15 protein-coding genes and 1 tRNA gene are annotated in these 21405 nt (G+C 35.0%); 2 read left to right on the top strand and 14 right to left on the bottom strand.

What is annotated here, in order from left to right; translation table 11 throughout:
* The first annotated feature begins 130 nt into the window (after positions 1-130).
* Entirely contained in the window at positions 131-1135 is a 1005-nt protein-coding gene (locus tag A9G31_RS04605) for a substrate-binding domain-containing protein (RefSeq protein WP_034909666.1), read from the top strand.
* Between the two features lie 447 nt (positions 1136-1582).
* On the top strand, positions 1583-4669 hold the full coding sequence (locus A9G31_RS04600; RefSeq protein WP_065560651.1) for a beta-galactosidase: 3087 nt from the start codon (positions 1583-1585) through the stop codon (positions 4667-4669).
* A 92-nt stretch (positions 4670-4761) separates the two neighbouring features.
* Here the strand turns inward: A9G31_RS04600 and recB are convergent, their stop codons facing one another.
* The 14 genes from recB to prc form a co-directional block, all read right to left on the bottom strand.
* Positions 4762-8232, bottom strand: coding sequence for an exodeoxyribonuclease V subunit beta (gene recB / locus A9G31_RS04595; protein WP_065560650.1), 3471 nt, complete (start codon positions 8230-8232; stop codon positions 4762-4764).
* Entirely contained in the window at positions 8211-8654 is a 444-nt protein-coding gene (sixA, locus tag A9G31_RS04590) for a phosphohistidine phosphatase SixA (RefSeq protein ID WP_218056372.1), read from the bottom strand. The genes recB and sixA overlap by 22 nt, the downstream gene beginning before the upstream one ends.
* Positions 8655-8679: 25 nt before the next feature.
* The gene (locus tag A9G31_RS04585) at positions 8680-8976 is read right to left on the bottom strand and encodes a YfcZ/YiiS family protein (RefSeq protein WP_065560648.1); all 297 of its coding nucleotides are present in this window, start codon (positions 8974-8976) and stop codon (positions 8680-8682) included.
* Between the two features lie 185 nt (positions 8977-9161).
* Entirely contained in the window at positions 9162-10928 is a 1767-nt protein-coding gene (locus A9G31_RS04580) for a DEAD/DEAH family ATP-dependent RNA helicase (RefSeq protein ID WP_081299341.1), read from the bottom strand.
* Between the two features lie 347 nt (positions 10929-11275).
* A complete protein-coding gene (gene nlpI, locus A9G31_RS04575; RefSeq protein WP_065560647.1) occupies positions 11276-12136 on the bottom strand; it encodes a lipoprotein NlpI in 861 nt (286 codons plus the stop codon).
* 25 nt (positions 12137-12161) lie between these two features.
* Complete coding sequence (gene pnp / locus A9G31_RS04570; protein WP_065560646.1) at positions 12162-14276, bottom strand: polyribonucleotide nucleotidyltransferase; 2115 nt, start codon at positions 14274-14276, stop codon at positions 12162-12164.
* Positions 14277-14582: 306 nt separating this feature from the next.
* Positions 14583-14852, bottom strand: a complete 270-nt coding sequence (gene rpsO, locus A9G31_RS04565) for a 30S ribosomal protein S15 (RefSeq protein ID WP_034909676.1) — start codon at positions 14850-14852, stop codon at positions 14583-14585.
* A gap of 149 nt (positions 14853-15001) precedes the next feature.
* Positions 15002-15925: a LysR family transcriptional regulator gene (locus A9G31_RS04560; RefSeq protein ID WP_065560645.1), complete on the bottom strand. Its 924-nt coding sequence runs from the start codon at positions 15923-15925 to the stop codon at positions 15002-15004.
* 225 nt (positions 15926-16150) lie between these two features.
* Positions 16151-16912 carry a TSUP family transporter gene (locus A9G31_RS04555; protein ID WP_065560644.1) on the bottom strand — a complete coding sequence of 254 codons (762 nt, stop codon included), beginning with the start codon at positions 16910-16912 and terminating at the stop codon, positions 16151-16153.
* Positions 16909-17982, bottom strand: a complete 1074-nt coding sequence (gene aroC, locus A9G31_RS04550; protein ID WP_065560643.1) for a chorismate synthase — start codon at positions 17980-17982, stop codon at positions 16909-16911. Before aroC ends, A9G31_RS04555 begins: the two co-directional genes overlap by 4 nt.
* A 30-nt stretch (positions 17983-18012) precedes the next feature.
* Positions 18013-18906 carry a 50S ribosomal protein L3 N(5)-glutamine methyltransferase gene (gene prmB, locus A9G31_RS04545; RefSeq protein ID WP_065560642.1) on the bottom strand — a complete coding sequence of 298 codons (894 nt, stop codon included), beginning with the start codon at positions 18904-18906 and terminating at the stop codon, positions 18013-18015.
* 145 nt (positions 18907-19051) lie between these two features.
* Positions 19052-19139 (bottom strand) — tRNA-Ser (locus A9G31_RS04540).
* 72 nt (positions 19140-19211) lie between these two features.
* Positions 19212-19304, bottom strand: a complete 93-nt coding sequence (cydH, locus tag A9G31_RS11590) for a cytochrome bd-I oxidase subunit CydH (RefSeq protein ID WP_176700353.1) — start codon at positions 19302-19304, stop codon at positions 19212-19214.
* 21 nt (positions 19305-19325) lie between these two features.
* Complete coding sequence (prc, locus tag A9G31_RS04535; protein ID WP_065560641.1) at positions 19326-21401, bottom strand: carboxy terminal-processing peptidase; 2076 nt, start codon at positions 21399-21401, stop codon at positions 19326-19328.
* Between the last annotated feature and the right edge of the window lie 4 nt (positions 21402-21405).

The following is a 21405-nucleotide window of genomic DNA, read 5'->3' as shown; positions in this document are numbered from 1 at the left end:
AGTAAAAAAGATAACCCTTTCACTTTCAGTGCTTTTTGTCTTATATTATTGTTAATCTACAGAACTCTATATTGATAAGTATTAAATATTATCGATATTTTATGGATAGTAATTAATTAAAAGGTTTTTTATGGCGACAATAAAAGATGTTGCACGTTTAGCTAAAGTTTCAGTTGCAACCGTATCTCGCGTAATTAATAACGCAAATAACGTTCGAGATAATACTAGAGATACCGTGAAAGAAGCTATGGAAAAATTAAACTACTATCCAGATGCTAATGCACGCGCTTTATCACAACAAAATTCGAATACTATTGGTATTGTTGTAGCTGATGTATCGGATCCATTTTTTGGTGCCATGGTTAGTACCGTTGAAAAAGTTGCCTCACGAACAGGTCATTTTTTGTTGATCGGTAATGGCTATCATAATGAGCAACAAGAATATAATGCTATTACTCAATTAATTGAGCATCGCTGTTCGTCGTTAGTTGTACATGCCAAAATGCTCTCTGATAGCGATCTAGAAAAATTGATGCAACAAGTACCCGGTATGGTTTTAATTAATCGTATTGTAAAAGGATTTGAAAAACGCTGTATTGCTCTTGATGATCGTTACGGATCTTATCTTGCAGTCAAACATTTAATTCAACATGGGCATACTAGAATTGGTTATTTATGTTCAAATCATAATATTTCTGACTCATCTGATCGTTTACAAGGATATAAAGACGCATTGTTAGAACATGGTATTAATGTTAATGAGAATCTGATTGCGATTGGTTTACCAAATGAAATAGGTGGCGAACAAGCAATGATGTCATTACTTGAGCGTAACTGCCATATCACCGCAATTGCTTGTTATAACGATTCAATGGCCGCCGGTGCAATGTCTGTGCTTTATGATAATGATATTAAAATTCCAAACGATATTTCGATCATTGGTTTTGATGATCTTGTTTTATCACGTTATTTACATCCTAAATTAACTACCATTCGTTATCCTTTACAGACAATGGCTGAACAAGCTGCTGAATTAGCACTAAAGCTTGCAAAAGGAGAAAGTATTCCAACAAATTTGATTAACGTCTATATACCAACCTTAACTAAGCGTTATTCAGTCACTTTTTTTAATTAATATGTAGGAATTACTGTTTACAGTCATTTAAGAAACTACTGTAATAAATATACATAATTTGCCTTATCACAGACAAAAAATATAGAGATATTATAAAAAAATTATCCGTCACTTATTTGTCTAAACAGTTTATAGCCAATCGCGAAACTATTTATTATGCTTTATCTTCTGATGCGAAATAATAATCTTTAAAGCAAGTATATCTACCAAGATAGTCATTATTCTACTCACTTAAAATTTCCATATTACTGGTATATTTTTAAACGTTTTTTGCTGATTATTTCTAACAAATTTTTATCAATTAAAACCGATAAAACTAGATTTAATATTTTATGTATACGATTACATAAATGTTAACAAGATCACCGTATTTAATTACAGACTCCCTATAATAATTAGTAAATAAATCGGTGATAGTAACAATAATCAGAGTAAAATGGAGAACATATGAATCCTTCTTTCAATGAAATTATAAGCCGGCACGATTGGAATAATTTATCTGTTTTAAGTATTAATAAACTCGATACCCATCCAAAATTTCATAGTTGGCGAAATAAACAACAAGCTAAAAATAATAGTGATTCAGATTCTATAATATCGTTAAATGGTAATTGGTTTTTTAGTTATTTTACAAGTCCCAAGCAAGTTCCAGAGTCATGGTTACAAAAGGAACTTGATGCAACTACAATTGAGGTACCATCTAACTGGCAGTTAAAGAGATATGATGCGCCAGTTTATACCAATATACGTTATCCTTTTCCATATAACCCACCTTATGTACCAGATGAAAATCCAACAGGATGTTATTCACGATATATTTCTGTGACTAAAGAGTGGCTGACTAAAGGCGATACACGGATTATATTTGATGGGGTTAGCTCTGCATTTCATCTTTGGTGTAATGGACGATGGGTTGGTTATTCGCAAGATAGTAGAATTCCAGCAGAATTTGATCTAACGCCTTTTTTGAAAGTCGGTAAAAACCGCATAGCAGTATTAGTCTTAAAATGGTGTGATGGCAGTTATCTTGAAGATCAAGATATGTGGCGATTGAGTGGTATTTTCCGAAATGTTTCCCTACTGAATAAACCTAAATCCCACTTAAGTGATATTCATATTGATACTTTACTTGACGATTGTTATCAAAATGCAACTTTATCTCTGCAGGCCGATATTCAGCATGATGGAAACATAGATTTATTGGATGTAGGTATTGAACTATGGCAACAAAATAAGTTAGTTGTCGAGCATATGCAATCAATCGGCTTACCTTTTGTTGACGAAAAAGGAGGATACACTGACCGTTTACGTTTTCAAATACCAGTTACTAAACCACAGTTATGGAGTGCTGAAACCCCAAACCTTTATCGAATTGTTGTTAGTTTATATCACAAAAAAACAGGATTAATTGAATCAGAAGCTTATAACGTTGGATTTAGGGCTATTGAAATTAAACATGGACAACTATGCTTAAATGGTAAACCACTATTAATTAAAGGCACAAATCGCCATGAGTTCTATCCTGATTTGGGATATGCATTGACGGAAGAAGCAATGTTGCATGATATCAAATTGATTAAACAACATAATTTTAATGCTGTGAGATGTAGTCATTATCCTAATGATCCTCGTTGGTATGATCTTTGTGATCTATATGGACTATATTTAGTTGATGAAGCCAATATCGAATCACATGGTATGTTTCCTATGTCTCGTTTGTCTGCCGATCCTAGATGGCTTGCTGCTTATAGTGAACGTGTAACGCGAATGGTTCAGCGCGATCGTAATCACCCTTCTATTATTATTTGGTCGTTAGGAAATGAATCGGGACATGGGGCAAACCATGATGCACTTTATGCTTGGATTAAAAGTAACGATCCAACTCGTCCTGTGCAATATGAAGGCGGTGGCGCAAACACTACTGCCACTGACATTATTTGTCCTATGTATGCCCGCGTTGAGCAAGATCAACCACATCCTAATGTTGCCAAATGGGCAATAAAAAAATGGATTTCATTACCAAATGAAAATCGCCCACTTATTTTGTGTGAATATGCCCATGCAATGGGTAATAGCCTAGGTGCATTTTATAAATACTGGCAAGCGTTCAGACAATATCCTAGGCTACAAGGTGGGTTTATTTGGGAATGGGCTGATCATGGGATACGCTGTTCTACACCTTCTGGCGATAATTATTGGGCTTATGGCGGTGATTTTGGTGAGGCTTATCATGATAGGCAATTTTGCTTGGATGGATTAGTCTTTCCTGATAGAACTTCTCACCCAAGTTTGATTGAAGCCAAAAAGGTACAACAACCATTCCAATTTAAGCTAATTAGTCAAAAACCGTTGGTTATTGATATTACAAGCGAATATCTATTTCACCATGCAAATAATGAAACTTTATATTGGGAATTATTATTTAATGGAAAAAAATATCAAAAAGGAAAAATTAAGCTTAATATTAAACCCAATAGTTCATTACAAATAACTTTACTTGACGATATAGCAAATGATTTAAATTGTGAAGACCTACATTTATCAGTTCGTGTTATTCAAAACAAGGCTACACCATGGTCACAAGCAGGTCATATTATTGCATGGGAACAGTGGAAATTAGCTAATTCTTATATTCCTTCATTAGCTTTTTGCCAAGCAAAAAATAAACTAAAATTGACCGAAACTAAAGATGATTACATTATTAATTACAAAAACCAAAGTTGGCTATTTAATAAAAAAACAGGGCAGCTTTACCAATGGACAAAAGGTAATAAACCATTATTAGCTTCACCTTTTGCTGATCAGTTTGTTCGTGCGCCTATTGATAATGATATTGGTATTAGTGGCGATTTTGATAGTAATAATAATCCATTCGCTTGGGTTGAGCAGTGGAAAGCCGCTGGTTATTATGATCTAACCCACCAATGTTTAGGTATGCATCTTACACAATCAACAGATAAGATTGTGATCGAAGCACTGCATGGATATTTGTTCAAAAACAAAAAAGTAATTCAAACTAAATGGCAATACGAGTTCGATCAAGAAGGCAAATTCACTTTATCTGTGCAAGTTGATATTGCTAACGATATGCCCGCACCCGCAAGAGTCGGTTTATGTTATCAAATGAAACAGATTCCTAAAAAAGTAAAATGGCTTGGCTTAGGACCTCATGAAAATTATCCTGATCGAAAAACATCAGCTATTTTTGGTGATTGGTCGTTACCTTTTGCAGAACTTTATACACCTTATATTTATCCATGTGAAAATGGATTGCGTTGCGAGGTTAAAAGATTGCAACTTAATGAGATGATCATAACTGGACATCAGTTTAAATTTAACGTTAATCAATATGGGACAGAGCAATTAATAGAAAAAACTCATCGTCATTTATTGGAACCTAGGTCATGCGCTTATATAAGTATTGATGCTTATCATATGGGAATTGGTGGAGATGATTCTTGGACACCAAATGTACATCATGAATTTTTACTGACAGATAAACACTATAGCTATCAGCTTATGTTTAAATGTTAAATAAGCCATCTAAAAATAAGGCACCGTTTCGGGTGCCTTATTTTTATTCAATTGTATTTTTCGATATGGTTATTTCTTAATAATTGTTATATTCAATTTAACATTTCACCATCAAACAGCTTATCAAGTTCTTCGATAAATTCTTGCTGAGGTAGGTGATAAAAGATGCCTTGCTCGGGCATTCCTCGTAAAAAGAGATAGTATACCCCTCCAAAATGCGTTTGGTATTGGTAATTAGACAAACGTCCTTTTAAAAAACGATGCAATGCTAAACAGTAAAGTTGATATTGTAGGTCATAGCGATGATCGCACATCACTTTTTCAAGTGCTTCTTGGCTATAAGCATCAACACATTCACCTAACCAATTAGATTTATAATCAACCACATAATATTTCCCTTCAAATTTGAAGACTAAATCGATAAAGCCTCTTAGCATACCTTGTACCGACTCAAAATCTAATTCGGGACATAATCTTGATAAATGATCATATTGTTTACACAAACTATCTAATTGCTGACTAGTGACTGTTTTGCGTATAGGGAGATAGAATTGCAATTCGTTAATATGTTGCCCCATTAACACTTGCGATAATATTAAATTTGGATCATGCAGTTTTGTAGTCAATATTTGTTGCATCCAATTTGTTACTACGCTATTCCACTCTGTTTCTAAATTGAGCTTTTTTACCATCTGATTACATAATTCAACAAGATTATCTGATGTGATATCTTCCATAATGCTGTGCATTAATGTACCGACATATGCTCCTTTAGGAAAATGGTGGATATCATATGGTGTGTCGTTTGATTGTACTCTATCGGATTCGTATGGGGATTCGTCCCAGTCATTAATAAGATCAGGCTTATAAGCCAATACATTATGATTATGCTTTTGTAATTCAGTATAACTTGTGACCCGCCAACTGTTTGAGATATTACGCGAAAATACGTTAGCCGATAATGATTGATTTGGCAAAATTGGCGGAATATACTGTTCGCTCTCTATTGGTAATTGGATATCAATTAAACTAGCTATATTAGCAATTGATCTTAATTCACTTTTTAATAAATGATTAATAGCCGATTGGCTTTTTTTCAATGAAGCAAGTCCAATACTACAATGATAAACCGAGCGAGTCATTGCAACATACAATAGCCGCAAATCTTCAGCAAGTCGCTCTTTTTCTATCTGCTCTTTAATCTCATCAGACAGTAACCATGCATAAGTTGGCTGATAGTCATTATCTTTATCATGATAAAATTGGCTATCGGATGCACGATATATTGAAATAAATGGTAACCAAACAATCGGAAACTCTAATCCCTTTGATTTATGAATAGTAATAATCTTGATAAGGTTTTCATCACTTTCAAGGCGTTGTTGATGATTTTCTAAATTTGGATCTGGGTTAACAATTTGTTTTGTCAACCACCGAATTAAGGCGTGTGGACCATCTAACTCATTTGATGTTTCTTGAAGTAATTCACCTAAATGCATTAAGTTAGTTAATGTTCGTTCACCATCTTGGCGAGCTAAGATGTTTTCAGCTAGATGCCGTTTTTTCATCATTCGGCGTAACATAACCAATACACCATAATATTGCCAAATTGCTTGATATTGTTTGAATTCTTCGATCAAACTTTCCCATTTATCTTGATCGTCAGTGATTTGTTCAAGGTCTGTCATGGTTTGACCTAATAGCGATGTCATTAATGCTAACTTGAGCATTGTTTCGTTTTCTGGCATTAAAACAGCTTGCAATAGGCTCAATACATCTTTTGCTTCATTTGAAGAAAACACACTACTATTGTTTGACAAGTAGACACTCTTAACACCGCAATGAGTCAATTTTTGTTGGATAACTTTGGCCTCACGTCCATTACGCACTAAGATTGCAATGTCAGCTGTAGTCACTGGACGTTGTTCGTTTTCGCTATCAATTAACATTGACGAATTAGACAGTAAAGTCACTATTTGGCTAGCACAACAACTAGCCATGTGTTCTTGATAATCTGAATTGGTTGCAATATCATCAGGCAGTAAGTAAGCAGCTAATGCCGATACTTCTTGGTTGTTAACTTGCAAAGACTTTTGCTGATTCCGTTTTGCCGCTTCCATGGGTAAAAAAGGAATATCATTAAATATAAATGGATTATCGCAATTAGAAAATAATTGGTTAACAGCTTTGACCATCGAAGCAGATGAACGATGGTTTACATCCATGGTAAAAGAATTTTCCCCTGTCGATTGTTTAGCTTTTAAGTAAGTGAATATATCTGCACCTCGAAAGCTGTAAATTGCTTGTTTTGGATCACCAATAAATAATAGACCTCGATCTAACTTGTTCCTGTCATAAATACGATCAAAAATTTGATACTGAGCAGGATCGGTATCCTGGAACTCATCAATTAAAGCAACACAATATTTTGAGGCTATACTTTGCGCAAATCGATCACCTGCTTTTGCTTTTAGTGCACGATTTAGTTGCCAAATAAGATCGTCAAAGCTCATCTCGCCATTTTTGATTTTTTCGTTATAGAGCCCTTTTTGAATTACACTGACAATATCCATTAAGATTTGGCTTCGTAGATCAAAAGGTTGTTTATATAGATCGTCAATTTGTTCAAAAAACGAATGACATGGAACACTTTTTCCTTCTTTCGTCTTTTCGATTAAAACTGATTGCTTAAATTTTTCAAGTTCGTTGGGTAATTCAAACGTTCGAGTTTCGCTGTTAGCCCATGCCGATACTTTAATTACCCAATTGGGTAGATTTCGACTACTATATGATTGTTTGCTGACACCTGATTGTATAATGATTTCAACTAATTTTTCAGACAAAGCTAACCAAGATTTTTTAATATTTTCAATTTTTTCATAACTTTGTTGGTGAAACAACTTTATTGTTGTACTTATATCTAGGTTTACCTTGCCAGCATTGTTGAAATCTAACCCTAAATAAGGGGTGATGTCTTTTAGCAATGCCGTTGGATCTTGCCATGTAGCAAGCACTAAATAAGCAAGTGGTTTATCAAGCGGTGTAAAATAGTGACGCCAAAAATCTTGGGTTACTCTTAATTTTAACTCATATTCATCAGAGATTAGCTTTTGCTCAAATAAAACACCCGATTCAAATGCATGGCTAGTTAGTATTCGTTGGCAAAAACTATGTATAGTATAAATAGCCGCATCATCCATTGACTGTTGAGCAATAGTAAGTTGCTGTACTGCAAATTTTCTATCATCAATTAATTCAATGAGTTGTTGATAAATAGGATCTTTATGATGTCCTTGTAATAGCCCTATTCGCAGTTCTTGAATATTTTGCCTTATCCGCGATCGAAGTTCTTGAGTTGCCGCTTTGGTAAAAGTCACAACCAGAATTTCGTTAACATTTAAAGGTCTTGGGTAACTATTTTGACCAATGCCCAATAATAATCTTAAGTAAATAAAGGCAAGAGAATAAGTTTTACCGGTTCCAGCCGATGCTTCAATTAAAGTTCGACCAGTTAGAGGTAAATCAAAAAGATTAAGTTTTTTTACTCCGCTTGATGAAACCATTCAAGATTCCCTGCAGAGTTTGGTAATAAACTAATACAAGCAATTGCGGCAGTAGAAAACATAGGAGGAGCAACTTGCGGACATAGTTCATTAACTAAATATCCCACCAATGGCAAATGAGATACAATAATCACATTTTCAACCCCATCATTTAACAATATTGCTAATACGTCAGCAATATGAGATGAGCTACCACCAGGCACTAAAAACTGATTAGTTTCAACTTTTGCAACACTAACGTGTGATGATAATTCTGTTAGTGTTTGTTGAGCTCGCAAATAAGGGCTAACCAAACCAATTTCAAATTGAAAATTTTGCTGTTTAAGCCATTTACCAGCTTGATTTGACTGATTAATGCCATAATTTGTTAATGTTCTACTGGAATCCGATGAAGCAGAAAACCCTGCTTCACCATGTCTCATAATACAAACTTTCATCAATATTCAATTAACGTAATTTTAATTGGAAAATCATGCATTCTGCACCACAACAAAAGGTGAATTTTGTTGATAGTTTAAAGCCATTACTTATTTTATCAATATTGCTATTAATTTCACACGGCTCTGTTGCGACATCATTTGCAGCTTGAGTTAAAGATGCTAACTTAGCTTGAGCTTCTGATTCTGTCGCAAAGATGTGTTCATACTCAGCGCTACAGTCTTCGTTATCAATTATTGTACCAACATCCACACAACAACATGCTGGAGTTTCGTTTGCTTTGCATTTGTTTAAAGAATCTGCCATGCTTACCTCTAATTAACTGTTAATATTTTTAATAGTATACTCTCAATCATAACTTAGGGCAAAGCGCTAACTCTGTTTTGTTTTTTATCTGAATATAATGCAGTATTATGTGGCTACTAAACTATCTTGTTAGTTGAGATAAAAAGAATTAAAGATACCTCTGCCAAATGACAGAGGTCAATACATTAGAATTTAGGTGCTGTTGGGCGACCACGCTTTTTTGCAAACGGTTTATCAGATGTATCTGATTTACTGTTTTTACGAGCTCGTTTAGTATCAGACGTTGCTCCACTGATTAAGCTCATTTTCATTGGTTGATTAAGTACTCTTACTTTTTCAAAATGTTTTAGTATGTCTTTTGGCATACCTTTTGGTAATTCAACTGTCGAATAAGTGTCATGAAGCTTGATATTACCAATGTAACGACTGCTAATATCAGCTTCGTTAGCAATTGCCCCCACAATATGACGAACTTCAATACCGTTCTCTTTACCAACTTCAATACGATACATATCCATATCACCAACATCGCGTCGTTCTCGACGTTTTGGGGATTCACGATTATCACCACGTAAACGGCGTTCACCGCCACGATTATCCCGATCTCGCATTTCACGCGATGGTTTAAACACTGGGTCTGGTGGTAAAATTAAAGGGCGTTCCCCTTGTGCTAATTTTAATAAAGCGGTTGCAATCGTTTCAAGATCGGCTCCACTATCCGCTTGTATTTTTGCTAATAACTTTTGGTACTCATCTAAATCACTACTCTCAAGTTGTTTCTGAACTTGCGCAGTAAATTTAGCTAAACGGCGCTGTTCAAGTAGCTCTTTTGATGGCAACCCAACTTCTGGAATTGTTTTTTTGATAGTTTGCTCGATATTCTTAAGTAAACGACGTTCACGGCTATCAACAAATAAAATAGCACGACCAGCACGTCCAGCACGACCAGTTCGTCCAATACGGTGAACATAAGATTCAGAATCTAACGTGATATCATAATTGATAACTAAGCTAATACGCTCAACATCTAAACCACGAGCAGCAACATCAGTTGCAATTAATATATCTAAACGACCATTACGTAAACGATCTAATGTTTGTTCACGCAATTGTTGTGTCATATCACCATTTAATGCAGCACAACTATAACCGTGCTTTTCAAGCACTTCCGCCACATCTAAAGTAGCTGATTTTGTTCGAACAAAAATAATAGCCGCATCAAAATCTTCTGCTTCTAGAAAGCGAACAATAGCTTCGTTTTTACGCATACCCCGAACAAGCCAATAACTTTGGTTAATATCAGGTGCAGTTTGATTGGTACCTTTGATCTGAACTTCTTTAGGATTTTGCATAAATCGTTTAGTAATACGACGAATTGGTGCTGGCATTGTTGCCGAAAATAAAGCTGTTTGATGATCATCTGGAATCGTTGTCATAATGCTTTCAACATCATCAATAAAGCCCATTCTTAACATTTCATCTGCTTCATCAAGTACTAATCCCTTAAGATTAGAGAGATCTAAGGTTTTACGATTTAAGTGATCAAGCAAACGTCCTGGTGTACCAACTACAATTTGAGGACCTTGCTTTAAGGCTCGTAATTGAACGTCATAACGCTGTCCACCATATAAAGCGAGTACTTTTACCCCTTTCATATATTTTGAATATTCAGAGCAAGCATCAGCAACTTGTATAGCCAATTCCCGTGTAGGAGCTAATACTAAAAGTTGTGGTGCTTTTAAGTTTGCGTCAATATTCATTAAGAAAGGAATTGAAAATGCAGCGGTTTTGCCACTACCTGTCTGTGCCATACCCAATACATCATTACCCTCTAATAATAGAGGAATACATTCAGATTGGATTGGTGATGGTTTGCTAAAACCAAGATCATTTAATGCGTTAAGAATATCCTCGGATAAACCAAGATCAATAAAAGAAACTTCTTTTGTCATGTAAACTCGCTTATAAATTTTGAATATATAAACTTACTTATTTAGTAAAAATCCTGATAATTATTAACTAATATCATATAAGTTTTATCTTATTTTTTTAAACCAAATAAAGAAAGCAGATATAAATTTATGCCAGCTCACTAAATTGAAAATTTACAACTCACCCCAATAACTAACTGCCTATGTTAACTCAACAAATCGAATCTAAAAAAATAAACTAAGGTTGATTGATATTTATATATCTAAGATAAAGCTAACCGCATTATCTAATGTTAAGAACATATTATTTGGCAAATCAGAACTACGCTATAACAATATTTTCACTTTTAAAACTGGCATGACCCTTGTTACTCTTCTTTTTCTTCAAGTAACTTCATTTCATAAAGTGCCTGTTGATGTTCAACATAGTTATAAATATTATTGGCTAAAGCATATTTAAATAACATTTTGGCACGTTCGTTGTCACCTTTACTTTGATAATATTTACCTAAGTAAAAGTAGGCTTCACAAAGGCGTTCGGCTAATTGTCGATTATTCTCTACACCTTGTTGAAGGTTCTGCATTAATTTAGATTCGCTAATTTTACCTAAATAAAATGCAATAATATTGCCACTATAACTCGTTTTATCATTAATCAGATCATAACGTTTTTGTAGCTCATTTTTGGCGGCTTTATTATCATTTTCCTTTTCAATCAAATAAAGCCATAGAATTCTAATAGGTTCATTCACATCATATTGATAAAACCGTAATGCATCACGCTCTGCAGCCTGATAATGGCCTGTACGATACAACGTAATAGCACGATTTAAATATGCATAAGTATAAGTGGGATCAAGCTCTAATGTAGTATTAAACGACATCAAAGCTGTATCAAAATCACCATCTCTTAATGCATAAGTTCCTAAAAAGTTGTAAATGTCAGGAACTTCCGGATTTAAACCCAACAAATAGGAAAAATCGCTTTGAGCAAAGGCTTTAAACCCCAATGAATCATAGGCGATACCTCGCTCAAATATGAGTTGCATTCGCGTTCCAGTATCAAGGCCTTTTTGAGATAGCTGTTGGCTGAGCTGAGCAATTTTTAACTCATCATCATATGAAACTTGCTCAGGAACAGCTAACAAAGGTTGAGAATTAGAACAACCTGACAAAAGAATAACAGCTAGCAAAATGCAGCATACAGTTTTCAGGTTGAATAATCCCATTTTTATCCCCTAATGAATAATAATTTTATTCTGCTGTTGAAGCAACTTCTGGTGTAGGTTCGACTGCATCTTTCATACTCAAACGGATTCTACCTTGGCGATCAATTTCTAGTACTTTAACATTTACTTCTTGACCTACTTTTAGATAATCAGCCACTTTTTCAACTCGATGATCGGCAATTTGGGACACATGAACAAGTCCTTCTTTACCACCAATAACCGATACAAAAGCACCAAAATCAACGATTCTTGTCACTTTACCTGTATAAATTTTACCAATTTCGACATCAGCAACTAAGTTAGTAATACGTGCCATAGCATCTTTGGCTTTATTGCCATCTGAAGCTGCAATCTTAACAGTACCATCATCAGTGATTTCAATAGTTGTTCCTGTTTCTTCGGTTAAAGCCCGAATTGTTGCGCCACCTTTACCGATAATATCGCGAATTTTGTCAGGATTTACATTCATTGTATAAATACGTGGTGCAAACTCTGAAATTTCTTGGCGAGGCTTATTAATTGCTTGTTCCATTACACCTAAAATATGTAAACGAGCACCTTTAGCTTGATTAAGTGCTACTTGCATAATTTCTTTGGTTATACCTTCAATTTTGATATCCATTTGCAATGCACTTACACCTTCGCGTGTACCTGCTACTTTAAAGTCCATATCACCAAGGTGGTCTTCGTCACCAAGAATATCTGACAATACGACAAACTGATCACCTTCTTTTACTAATCCCATTGCAATACCAGCAACAGATGATTTGATTGGTACCCCTGCATCCATAAGAGCAAGTGAAGCACCACAAACAGAAGCCATTGAAGATGAACCATTTGACTCAGTAATTTCAGACACTACTCGAACAGTATATGGAAATTCTTCACGGCTTGGCATTACAGCCGCAACACCTCGTTTAGCTAGGCGACCATGACCAATTTCTCGGCGTTTTGGTGAGCCAACCATGCCTGTTTCGCCAACAGAGTATGGAGGGAAATTGTAATGAAGTAAGAACCGTTCGGTATATTCACCAGTTAACTCATCAATGATTTGTGCGTCACGCTCAGTACCTAATGTTGCAGTAACTAGTGCCTGAGTTTCACCACGTGTAAACAGTGCACTACCATGAGTTCTTGGTAAGACATTAGTACGGATATCAAGTGCACGAATCATATCTTTTTCACGACCATCAATACGCGGTTCACCAGCAATAACACGCTTACGAACAATTTGACTTTCCAACTCAACAATAATATTAATCACTTCGTTTTCATCAAGCTCGTCATTTTGTTCTTTTAGTACAGCTAAAACTTCTTCTTTAATTAAATCGATTTGTGCATAACGTGCTTGCTTTTCAGTAATACGATAAGCTTCGCCCAAACGATCTTTAGCTAATTCAACAATGGCATTATATAGCACCTCATTTTTAGCCGGTGCTACCCAATCCCATTTTTCACAATTGGCTTTTTCTACAAATTCGTTAATATTATCAATAACAACTTGTTGTTGTTCATGACCAAATACTACCGCTGCTAACATTTGATCTTCAGTGAGTAAATCAGCTTCAGATTCAACCATTAATACTGCACTTTTTGTGCCCGCAACAACTAAATCTAGACGACTGGCTGCAAGCTCTTTTACTGATGGATTTAATACAAATTCATCATTAATAAAGCCAACACGTGCAGCACCAATAGGACCGTGGAATGGAACACCAGATAAGCAAAGTGCAGCAGAAGCGCCAATCATTGCAACTAGGTCAGGGCTCACCTCGGGATTAACCGAAACAACGGTTGCAATAATTTGGATTTCATTAACAAATCCTTCAGGAAATAATGGACGAAGCGGGCGGTCGATTAAACGTGCAATTAGAGTTTCACCTTCACTTGGACGACCTTCACGTTTAAAAAATCCACCAGGAATACGCCCTGCAGCATAGGTACGTTCTTGGTAATTAACTGTTAATGGGAAGAAGTCTTGACCTTCTTTTACTTTTTTATTTGCAACAACCGTGACAAATACAGCAGTATCATCCATATTAACCATAACAGCTGCGGTTGCTTGACGAGCCATAATACCAGTTTCTAAAGTCACGGTATGACGACCATATTGAAATTTTTGACATGTCGGATTAAACAAAATAGTGTCCTCTTGTTATTTGTTATGTTGAAGTTTGATATTTCGACAGGACGCAGCATTACGCTACGCTTATTGATACTCTCTTCAACAATGTGGGATATATACAACAAAAAGATTATTTCACTGTCACGACTAATGACAAATCTATAAATTATAGAGCTCTCATTAGTCGCGCGAAACATGAGATATAATCTTTACTTTGTTGGCTTACATAAAATAATAATTTTTAACGCTCCATATTATATCAGAGCATCGATTTTTCACAACGAAAAAGAGGCCTAAGCCTCTTTTCAAGTAGATTGTCAATTAGCGACGTAAACCTAGTTTTTTAATCAATTGGTTATAACGTTCAATATCTTTACGACGTAAATAATCTAATAATTTACGACGGCTAGACACCATACGTAATAGACCACGACGGCTATGGTGATCTTTTTTATGCTCAGAAAAATGACCTTGTAAATCATTAATACGTGCAGTTAAAAGAGCAACTTGAACCTCTGTTGAACCAGTGTCGTTAGTGCCACGACCATATTCGGCAACGATTTTCGCTTTAGCTTCTACAGTTAGAGACATAATAAACCTCTTAAAATAAATATAAAAAATGGAATGACCGATCTCTAATTCAGACATTCCTCGGTGCCCATATAGTGAATATATGAGCGAGGAAATTATACTGAAATCTATAAAAATAGCAATTTGATTTATTTAGTTAACAGCAATATTTACTTAAGTTCAAAACCATACTCTTCTTGAATTAGTTTTTTTAGCGCCTCAATATAATTTTGAGCCGATAAGCTTAGTTGAGCCTTTTGTGATGTGATCCAGCCTATTAGGATTTTTTCTTCTACATCTAACGGTATTGATAAAATATCAGATCCGTTTAAGTCAGCACTTAAAACCCCTGTACTAATGGTATAACCATTAAGTCCGTGCAATAGGTTAAATAAGGTTGCTCTATCACTAACGTGTATACTCTTTTTATGATAAACCGTACTTAAAATTTCTTCAGAAAAATAGAATGAGTTATACTCGCCCTGCTCAAATGAGAGATAAGGGTAATCCTCTAAATCATCTAAAGATAATAACTTCATGGATGCTAATGGATGATGAGTACTAATAAATACATGAGGATTAGCTTCAAAAAGTGGGTTAAAGGTTAATCTATGTTCTTTCAGTAACCGTAAAATCACTTTTTGATTAAAATCATTCAAATACAAGATACCAACTTCACTACGTAAATTAGCTACATCGGTGATAATATCATATGTTTTTGTTTCCCTAAGCGTAAACTCATACTCATCTGTTTGATTATTTTTAATTAAATTAACAAAAGCATTAACCGCAAAAGCGTAATGCTGAGTGGATATACTACATAACTGCTTAGAGGGTTCTTTTTTTGAGTAGTGCTGTTTTAATAGCTCAGCTTGATCTAGAACTTGTTTGGCATAACCTAAAAACTCAACGCCATCAGGTGAAAGTGAAACTCCTTTAGAACTGCGCACAAAAATCTCAATACCAAATTCAGCCTCTAGATCTTTCACCGCTGTTGATAAGCTTGGCTGAGTAATATATAAATTCTTAGCTGCTTCATTAATTGAGCCTGAACGTGCAATTTCTAAAATGTAGCGTAATTGTTGAAGTTTCATAATATCGGTTGACGAGTTAACACAAACTATCTTATATGACACAAATATATACTATATAATATTTAAGTGAAGTAAATATTTGTTGCTATTTTATACTCAAACATATAGTTACCGGAAAGTTTTTGACAGAAAATTTAATACAATGAATTATGAAAGGTAAAAATTTGAAGCAATAAAATTGATAATAAAATTACTTTAGATAGAATAAAATATAAATTATTTAACTTATAAGCAATTAAAAAAATTTTCGTAAATTAATTTTATACTCATAAGAGTCGAAACTGTGATTAACATTGGTCGAATTAATTTACGACCTTTGGCGATAACCATTTTAGCACCAAGCCTTGCTCCTATAAATTGACCAACTAACATAACCAATCCAATTGACCATATTACTTCGCCCCCTATAATAAAAAACAACAAGCCGGCCAAATTTGAGGTAAAGTTTAGTACTTTGGTATGTGCAGTCGCTTTAGTTAAATTAAAACCAGCTAACGTGATATAAGCTAACGCATAAAATGAACCAGCTCCAGGGCCAAAAAAGCCATCATAAAAACCAATACCAAAGGCAGGAATTAATGCGAATTGAATAAGTGAAAGGCGACTGTTACGGTCGTTTTCTCCAATAGTTGGAGAAAGTAAAAAATAGAGCCCAACGCTAATAGTTAAAATTGGTAATAATAATTTTAAAAAATCAGCTTGGATACGCATCACAGATAATGTTCCAATTGCTGAACCAACAAAAGCAAAAACGATTGCCCATTTTTGTTGTTTTAAATCTACCATATGCTGCCGGATAAAATATAGGCTAGCAGAAAACGAACCACCGCAACTTTGCAATTTATTGGTTGCCAATGCACTAGCTGGTGGCAGTCCAACAGCAAGTAATGCAGGGACAGTTAATAAACCACCTCCGCCAGCAATAGAATCAATAAAACCGGCCAAAGCAGCAATCAGAAAAAGTAAAATAAGCAGATCATAACTCATAATTTATTTACATCACCACATTGAGCCCGATAACGAAGGTAGTGATCCATCAGCACAATAGCAACCATTGCTTCAGCAATTGGTACAGCTCGAATGCCAACACATGGATCATGTCGACCATGTGTAGATACTTCAACGCTTTCACCCAAAATATTAACTGATTTACCTGGAATTTCTATACTAGGCGTGGGTTTAAGAGCTATGCTAGCTGATATGGTTTGTCCTGAACTAATACCACCTAAAATCCCACCGGCATGATTAGATAAAAAGCCTTTAGGTGTTATTTCATCACGATTTTCGCTACCACGTTTATTCACAACAGCAAAACCATCGCCAATTTCTACACCTTTCACGGCATTAATACTCATTAGTGCATGCGCAAGATCAGCATCTAGTTTATCAAATACAGGTTCGCCAAGTCCTACTGGAATATTTTCAGCAACAATGCAAACTTTCGCACCTATTGAGTCACCCTCTTTTTTTAATGACCGAAGCAGCTGTTCAAGTGCACCTAATTTACTCTCATCTGCGCAAAAAAATGGATTGAGTTCAACTTGTTGCCAGTCTTTCAATTCACATTTTACATCACCCATCTGAGCCAAATAACCACGAATAGTAATGCCAAGCTTTTCTTGTAGATATTTTTTTGCAATAGCACCGGCAGCAACTCTCATAGCCGTTTCACGAGCAGAGGAGCGACCGCCACCGCGATAATCGCGTATGCCATATTTATTTTGATAAGTGTAATCTGCATGGCTTGGTCTGAAGATATCTTTAATTTTACTATAATCTTGAGAACGTTGATCGGTATTTTCAATAAGTAAACCAATACTCGTCCCAGTTGTAACACCTTCAAATACGCCTGACAAAATTTTGACTTGATCTGCTTCTCGGCGTTGAGTTGTATAACGAGATGAGCCAGGTCTACGACGATCAAGATCATTTTGCATGTCTGATTCTGTTAACGCAAGTCCAGGAGGAACACCATCGACAACACACCCTAATGCTACTCCGTGTGATTCACCAAATGTGGTTACTTTGAATAATTTTCCGATTGAGTTTCCAGCCATAATAAATTTATTCCAATGATTAAAAACAGCTTATTTAAAACAGTAATGATATTGAATCAGTTCTTCACGTGTGATAGAAAATACACCCAACCCACCACGTTCAAATTCTATCCAATTAAAAGGGACATCGGGATATTGTTGTTGTAAGCTAACCCAACTATTGCCGACTTCACAAACTAATACACCTGCTGGTGTTAAATAATTTATCGCATCTCGTAAAATTTTTTTTACCAGATCTAAACCATCAAAGCCCGCTTCTAATGCTAATTTAGGTTCATATAAAAACTCATCTGGCAAATCACTCATATCTTCACTATCAACATAAGGCGGATTAGTGACAATCAGATCGTATTGTTTTTCAGGCACATCATCAAATAGATCTGACAAAATAGGAGTAACTTGAAAATCCATTTCGTGCATCTCAATATTTGTTTGGGCGATATCTAATGCTTCTAATGAAATATCAGTTATATCAACTTGAGCATCAGCAAATTCATAAGCGCAAGCAATCCCTATACAGCCACTACCAGTACATAGATCTAAAATGTTTTTAGGTTCAGTTAATATTATTTGCTCAAAATGGTTATCAATTAGTTCACCAATAGGAGAACGAGGAATTAATACACGCTCATCCACATAAAAAGCATGTCCACAAAACCAAGCTTGATTAGTTAAATAAGGAGTTGGTACGCGATCTTTTATTCGCTTTTGAATAATATCAATAATTTGACTTTTTTCATCATTAGTTAGATTTGTAGAATAAAATTCTTCAGGAATAAACAACGATAATCCTAACGTTGCTAAAATTAATTGTTTAGACTCGTCAATAGGATTATCTGTACCATGACCTAAAAAGACATCTGATAGACTAAGTTGTGATGCTGTCCAACGTATAAAGTCTTGAACTGTGCGTAAGTTTTCCATAATGGCTCCAAATGATTAAGGAGAGGAAGGTATTGTTTGTCATTTTAGATAACGACTCTAAATTGAGAACTATTAAAGTAATCTAATAGCTAATTGTATTGTGATATGAGCCTAATGGTTCTATCTTTTAATGACTAAATATTTATGGCGGTGAGGAAGGGATTCGAACCCTTGATACGTTGCCGTATACACACTTTCCAGGCGTGCTCCTTCAACCACTCGGACACCTCACCTCATTATTAGAACCTGCTTTTCAAAAGCAGGTTGCATACTATAATGATCACTAAATAATTAATCAAGCTTTTTTAATTCATACAAACAATAAAACCAAATGTTGCTAACACAGCTAACACGGCAATAGTTGTGACTAAAGCATATCTTAAATTCAAATCCATCATATTATCTCCCATTATTTATTATTAATTAGCCTTTTCGATTGGTTTATCAAAAGAAATAATATTGTTAATAGAACTACCACCTTCAATTTTCGGATACTTAGGTGCAAAATCAAGAAGTATCTCGATAGATTCATCTAAGTAAGGATCAGGTTGTTTATAATCTTTTGGTAAATCATCTAGTTTGGCAATTGATGGTAAACCTGCTTTATTTAAACGCTCATTAGTTCTTTTTAAATCACGTTCCTCATTATTTTTTTGTTCTACTTCTCGTTTTTTCTTATTAAGTGAAACAATATATTGACGATCTTTTTTATCATTAAATCGTTTGATATCTTCATCAATATACATAAATTCAGGATTATGTGAAATCCTGGCTAAATGTTGTGATTCTAAATCAGGCAACAATGGCTTAATATTGGCAAGAGCCAAATAATCAGCGGATGGTATTTTATCCCACGGTAGTGCGTTATCTAAAAAACGTTCTCCCGTTTCATCAACATACTTAATTTTATTCATTTCAATATCTGGCTCAACTCCTTTTAATTGAGTACTACCACCATTGATACGATAAAACTTCTGAATAGTATATTGAGCTCCACCAAGTTCAGGCCAATTTGGATGTAGTCTTGCATCAACCGGATAAGAGATGTTACGAGAAGTTTGGACGGTTCCCTTACCATAAGTGGTTTCACCAACTATTAATGCACGCCCATAATCTTGCATAGCGGCAGAAAATATTTCTGATGCTGATGCACTATAACGATTAATCATAACAACAAGTGGCCCTGTGTATTCGATACCTTTATTCTTATCATTGTAAGTGATGACTTTTTGTAAATTATCACGTACCTGAACAACTGGTCCAGTATCAATAAATAAGCCAGTTAAATTGATAACTTCGGCTAACGAACCACCACCATTATCACGCAAATCAATAACTAAACCTTGCAAATTTTCTTTATTTGCTTTTGATAAGAGTCCTTCAACTTTTTCCGTTAATCCCATATAGAAACTTGGTATTTCAATAACGCCAACTTTACCACGTGGATTATCAATGGTCTTTAATTTTGCTTCTCGATCTTCAAAACGAATTTTATCACGAGTAAGTTCAATTACTTTTGTCTTACTATTATTACCAGCAGGTAAAATTTCTAGTTTTACGACAGTGCCTTTAGGCCCACGAATTTTATCGACAACATCATCCAATCGCCAACCAATGACATCTTCAATCGCTGAATTACTTTGACCTACTCCAATAATTTTATCACCGACGGTAAGTAACTTACTTTTTTCAGCTGGTCCACCTGTTACAAAAGACATAATCACAGTATAGTCATCTTGCTGACTTAACGTTGCGCCAATGCCCTCGAATGATAAACTCATTTCAGAATCAAAATCTCGTTTTTTACGTGGTGCCAAATAGCTAGTGTGAGGATCGATTTCCCTAGCAAATGCATTCATAAATACTTGAAAAGCATCTTCATTATTTGATTGCATTATTGTTTTTAAAACGCGATTATAACGTTTGCTTAAAACTTCTCGGATCTCTTTTTCGTTTTTTCCTGATAAAGATAAACTCAACTCATCATATTTAACACGCTTATCCCAATAAGCATTAAGTTCGCTTTCTGAAGTCGGCCAAGCAATTTCTTCACGATTAAAATCAATTTCATCATTGGCAGAAAAATCCATTGGACGTTGTAAAACCTCAAGAGCATATTGATAACGGTCATAACGTTTTTTCAAAAAAAGGTTGTAAATATCATAAGCCGTTTTTAAATTGCCATCGACTAGCTCTTGACCTAAAGATTCTTGCCTATTTCTAAAGTTAGAAACATCACTTTGAATGAATATGGATTTATTACCATCTAATAATTTGAAATAGCGATCGAAAATCTGAGCAGAAAAAGCGCCATCCAAAGCAAAATTGCGATAATGTGATTGAGTAAAAAAATTCGTTACACGTTTAGCAACAACCTGGTGGATATCATCTTGCTTTAGAACTGGTATCTGTTCATTAGTTTGCGGTTTCGCCTGAACACTTTGGCCTAAAATACCAAAAATAAGGCTAAGTGTAATAATGAGTAATTTATTCATTTAA

It is taken from the genome of Gilliamella sp. Gris1-4 (assembly GCF_001690335.1).
Taxonomy (GTDB): domain Bacteria; phylum Pseudomonadota; class Gammaproteobacteria; order Enterobacterales; family Orbaceae; genus Gilliamella; species Gilliamella apicola_P.
The sequence above is the reverse complement of the archived record's forward strand: the minus strand, read 5'-3'. Positions and strand labels throughout refer to the sequence as shown.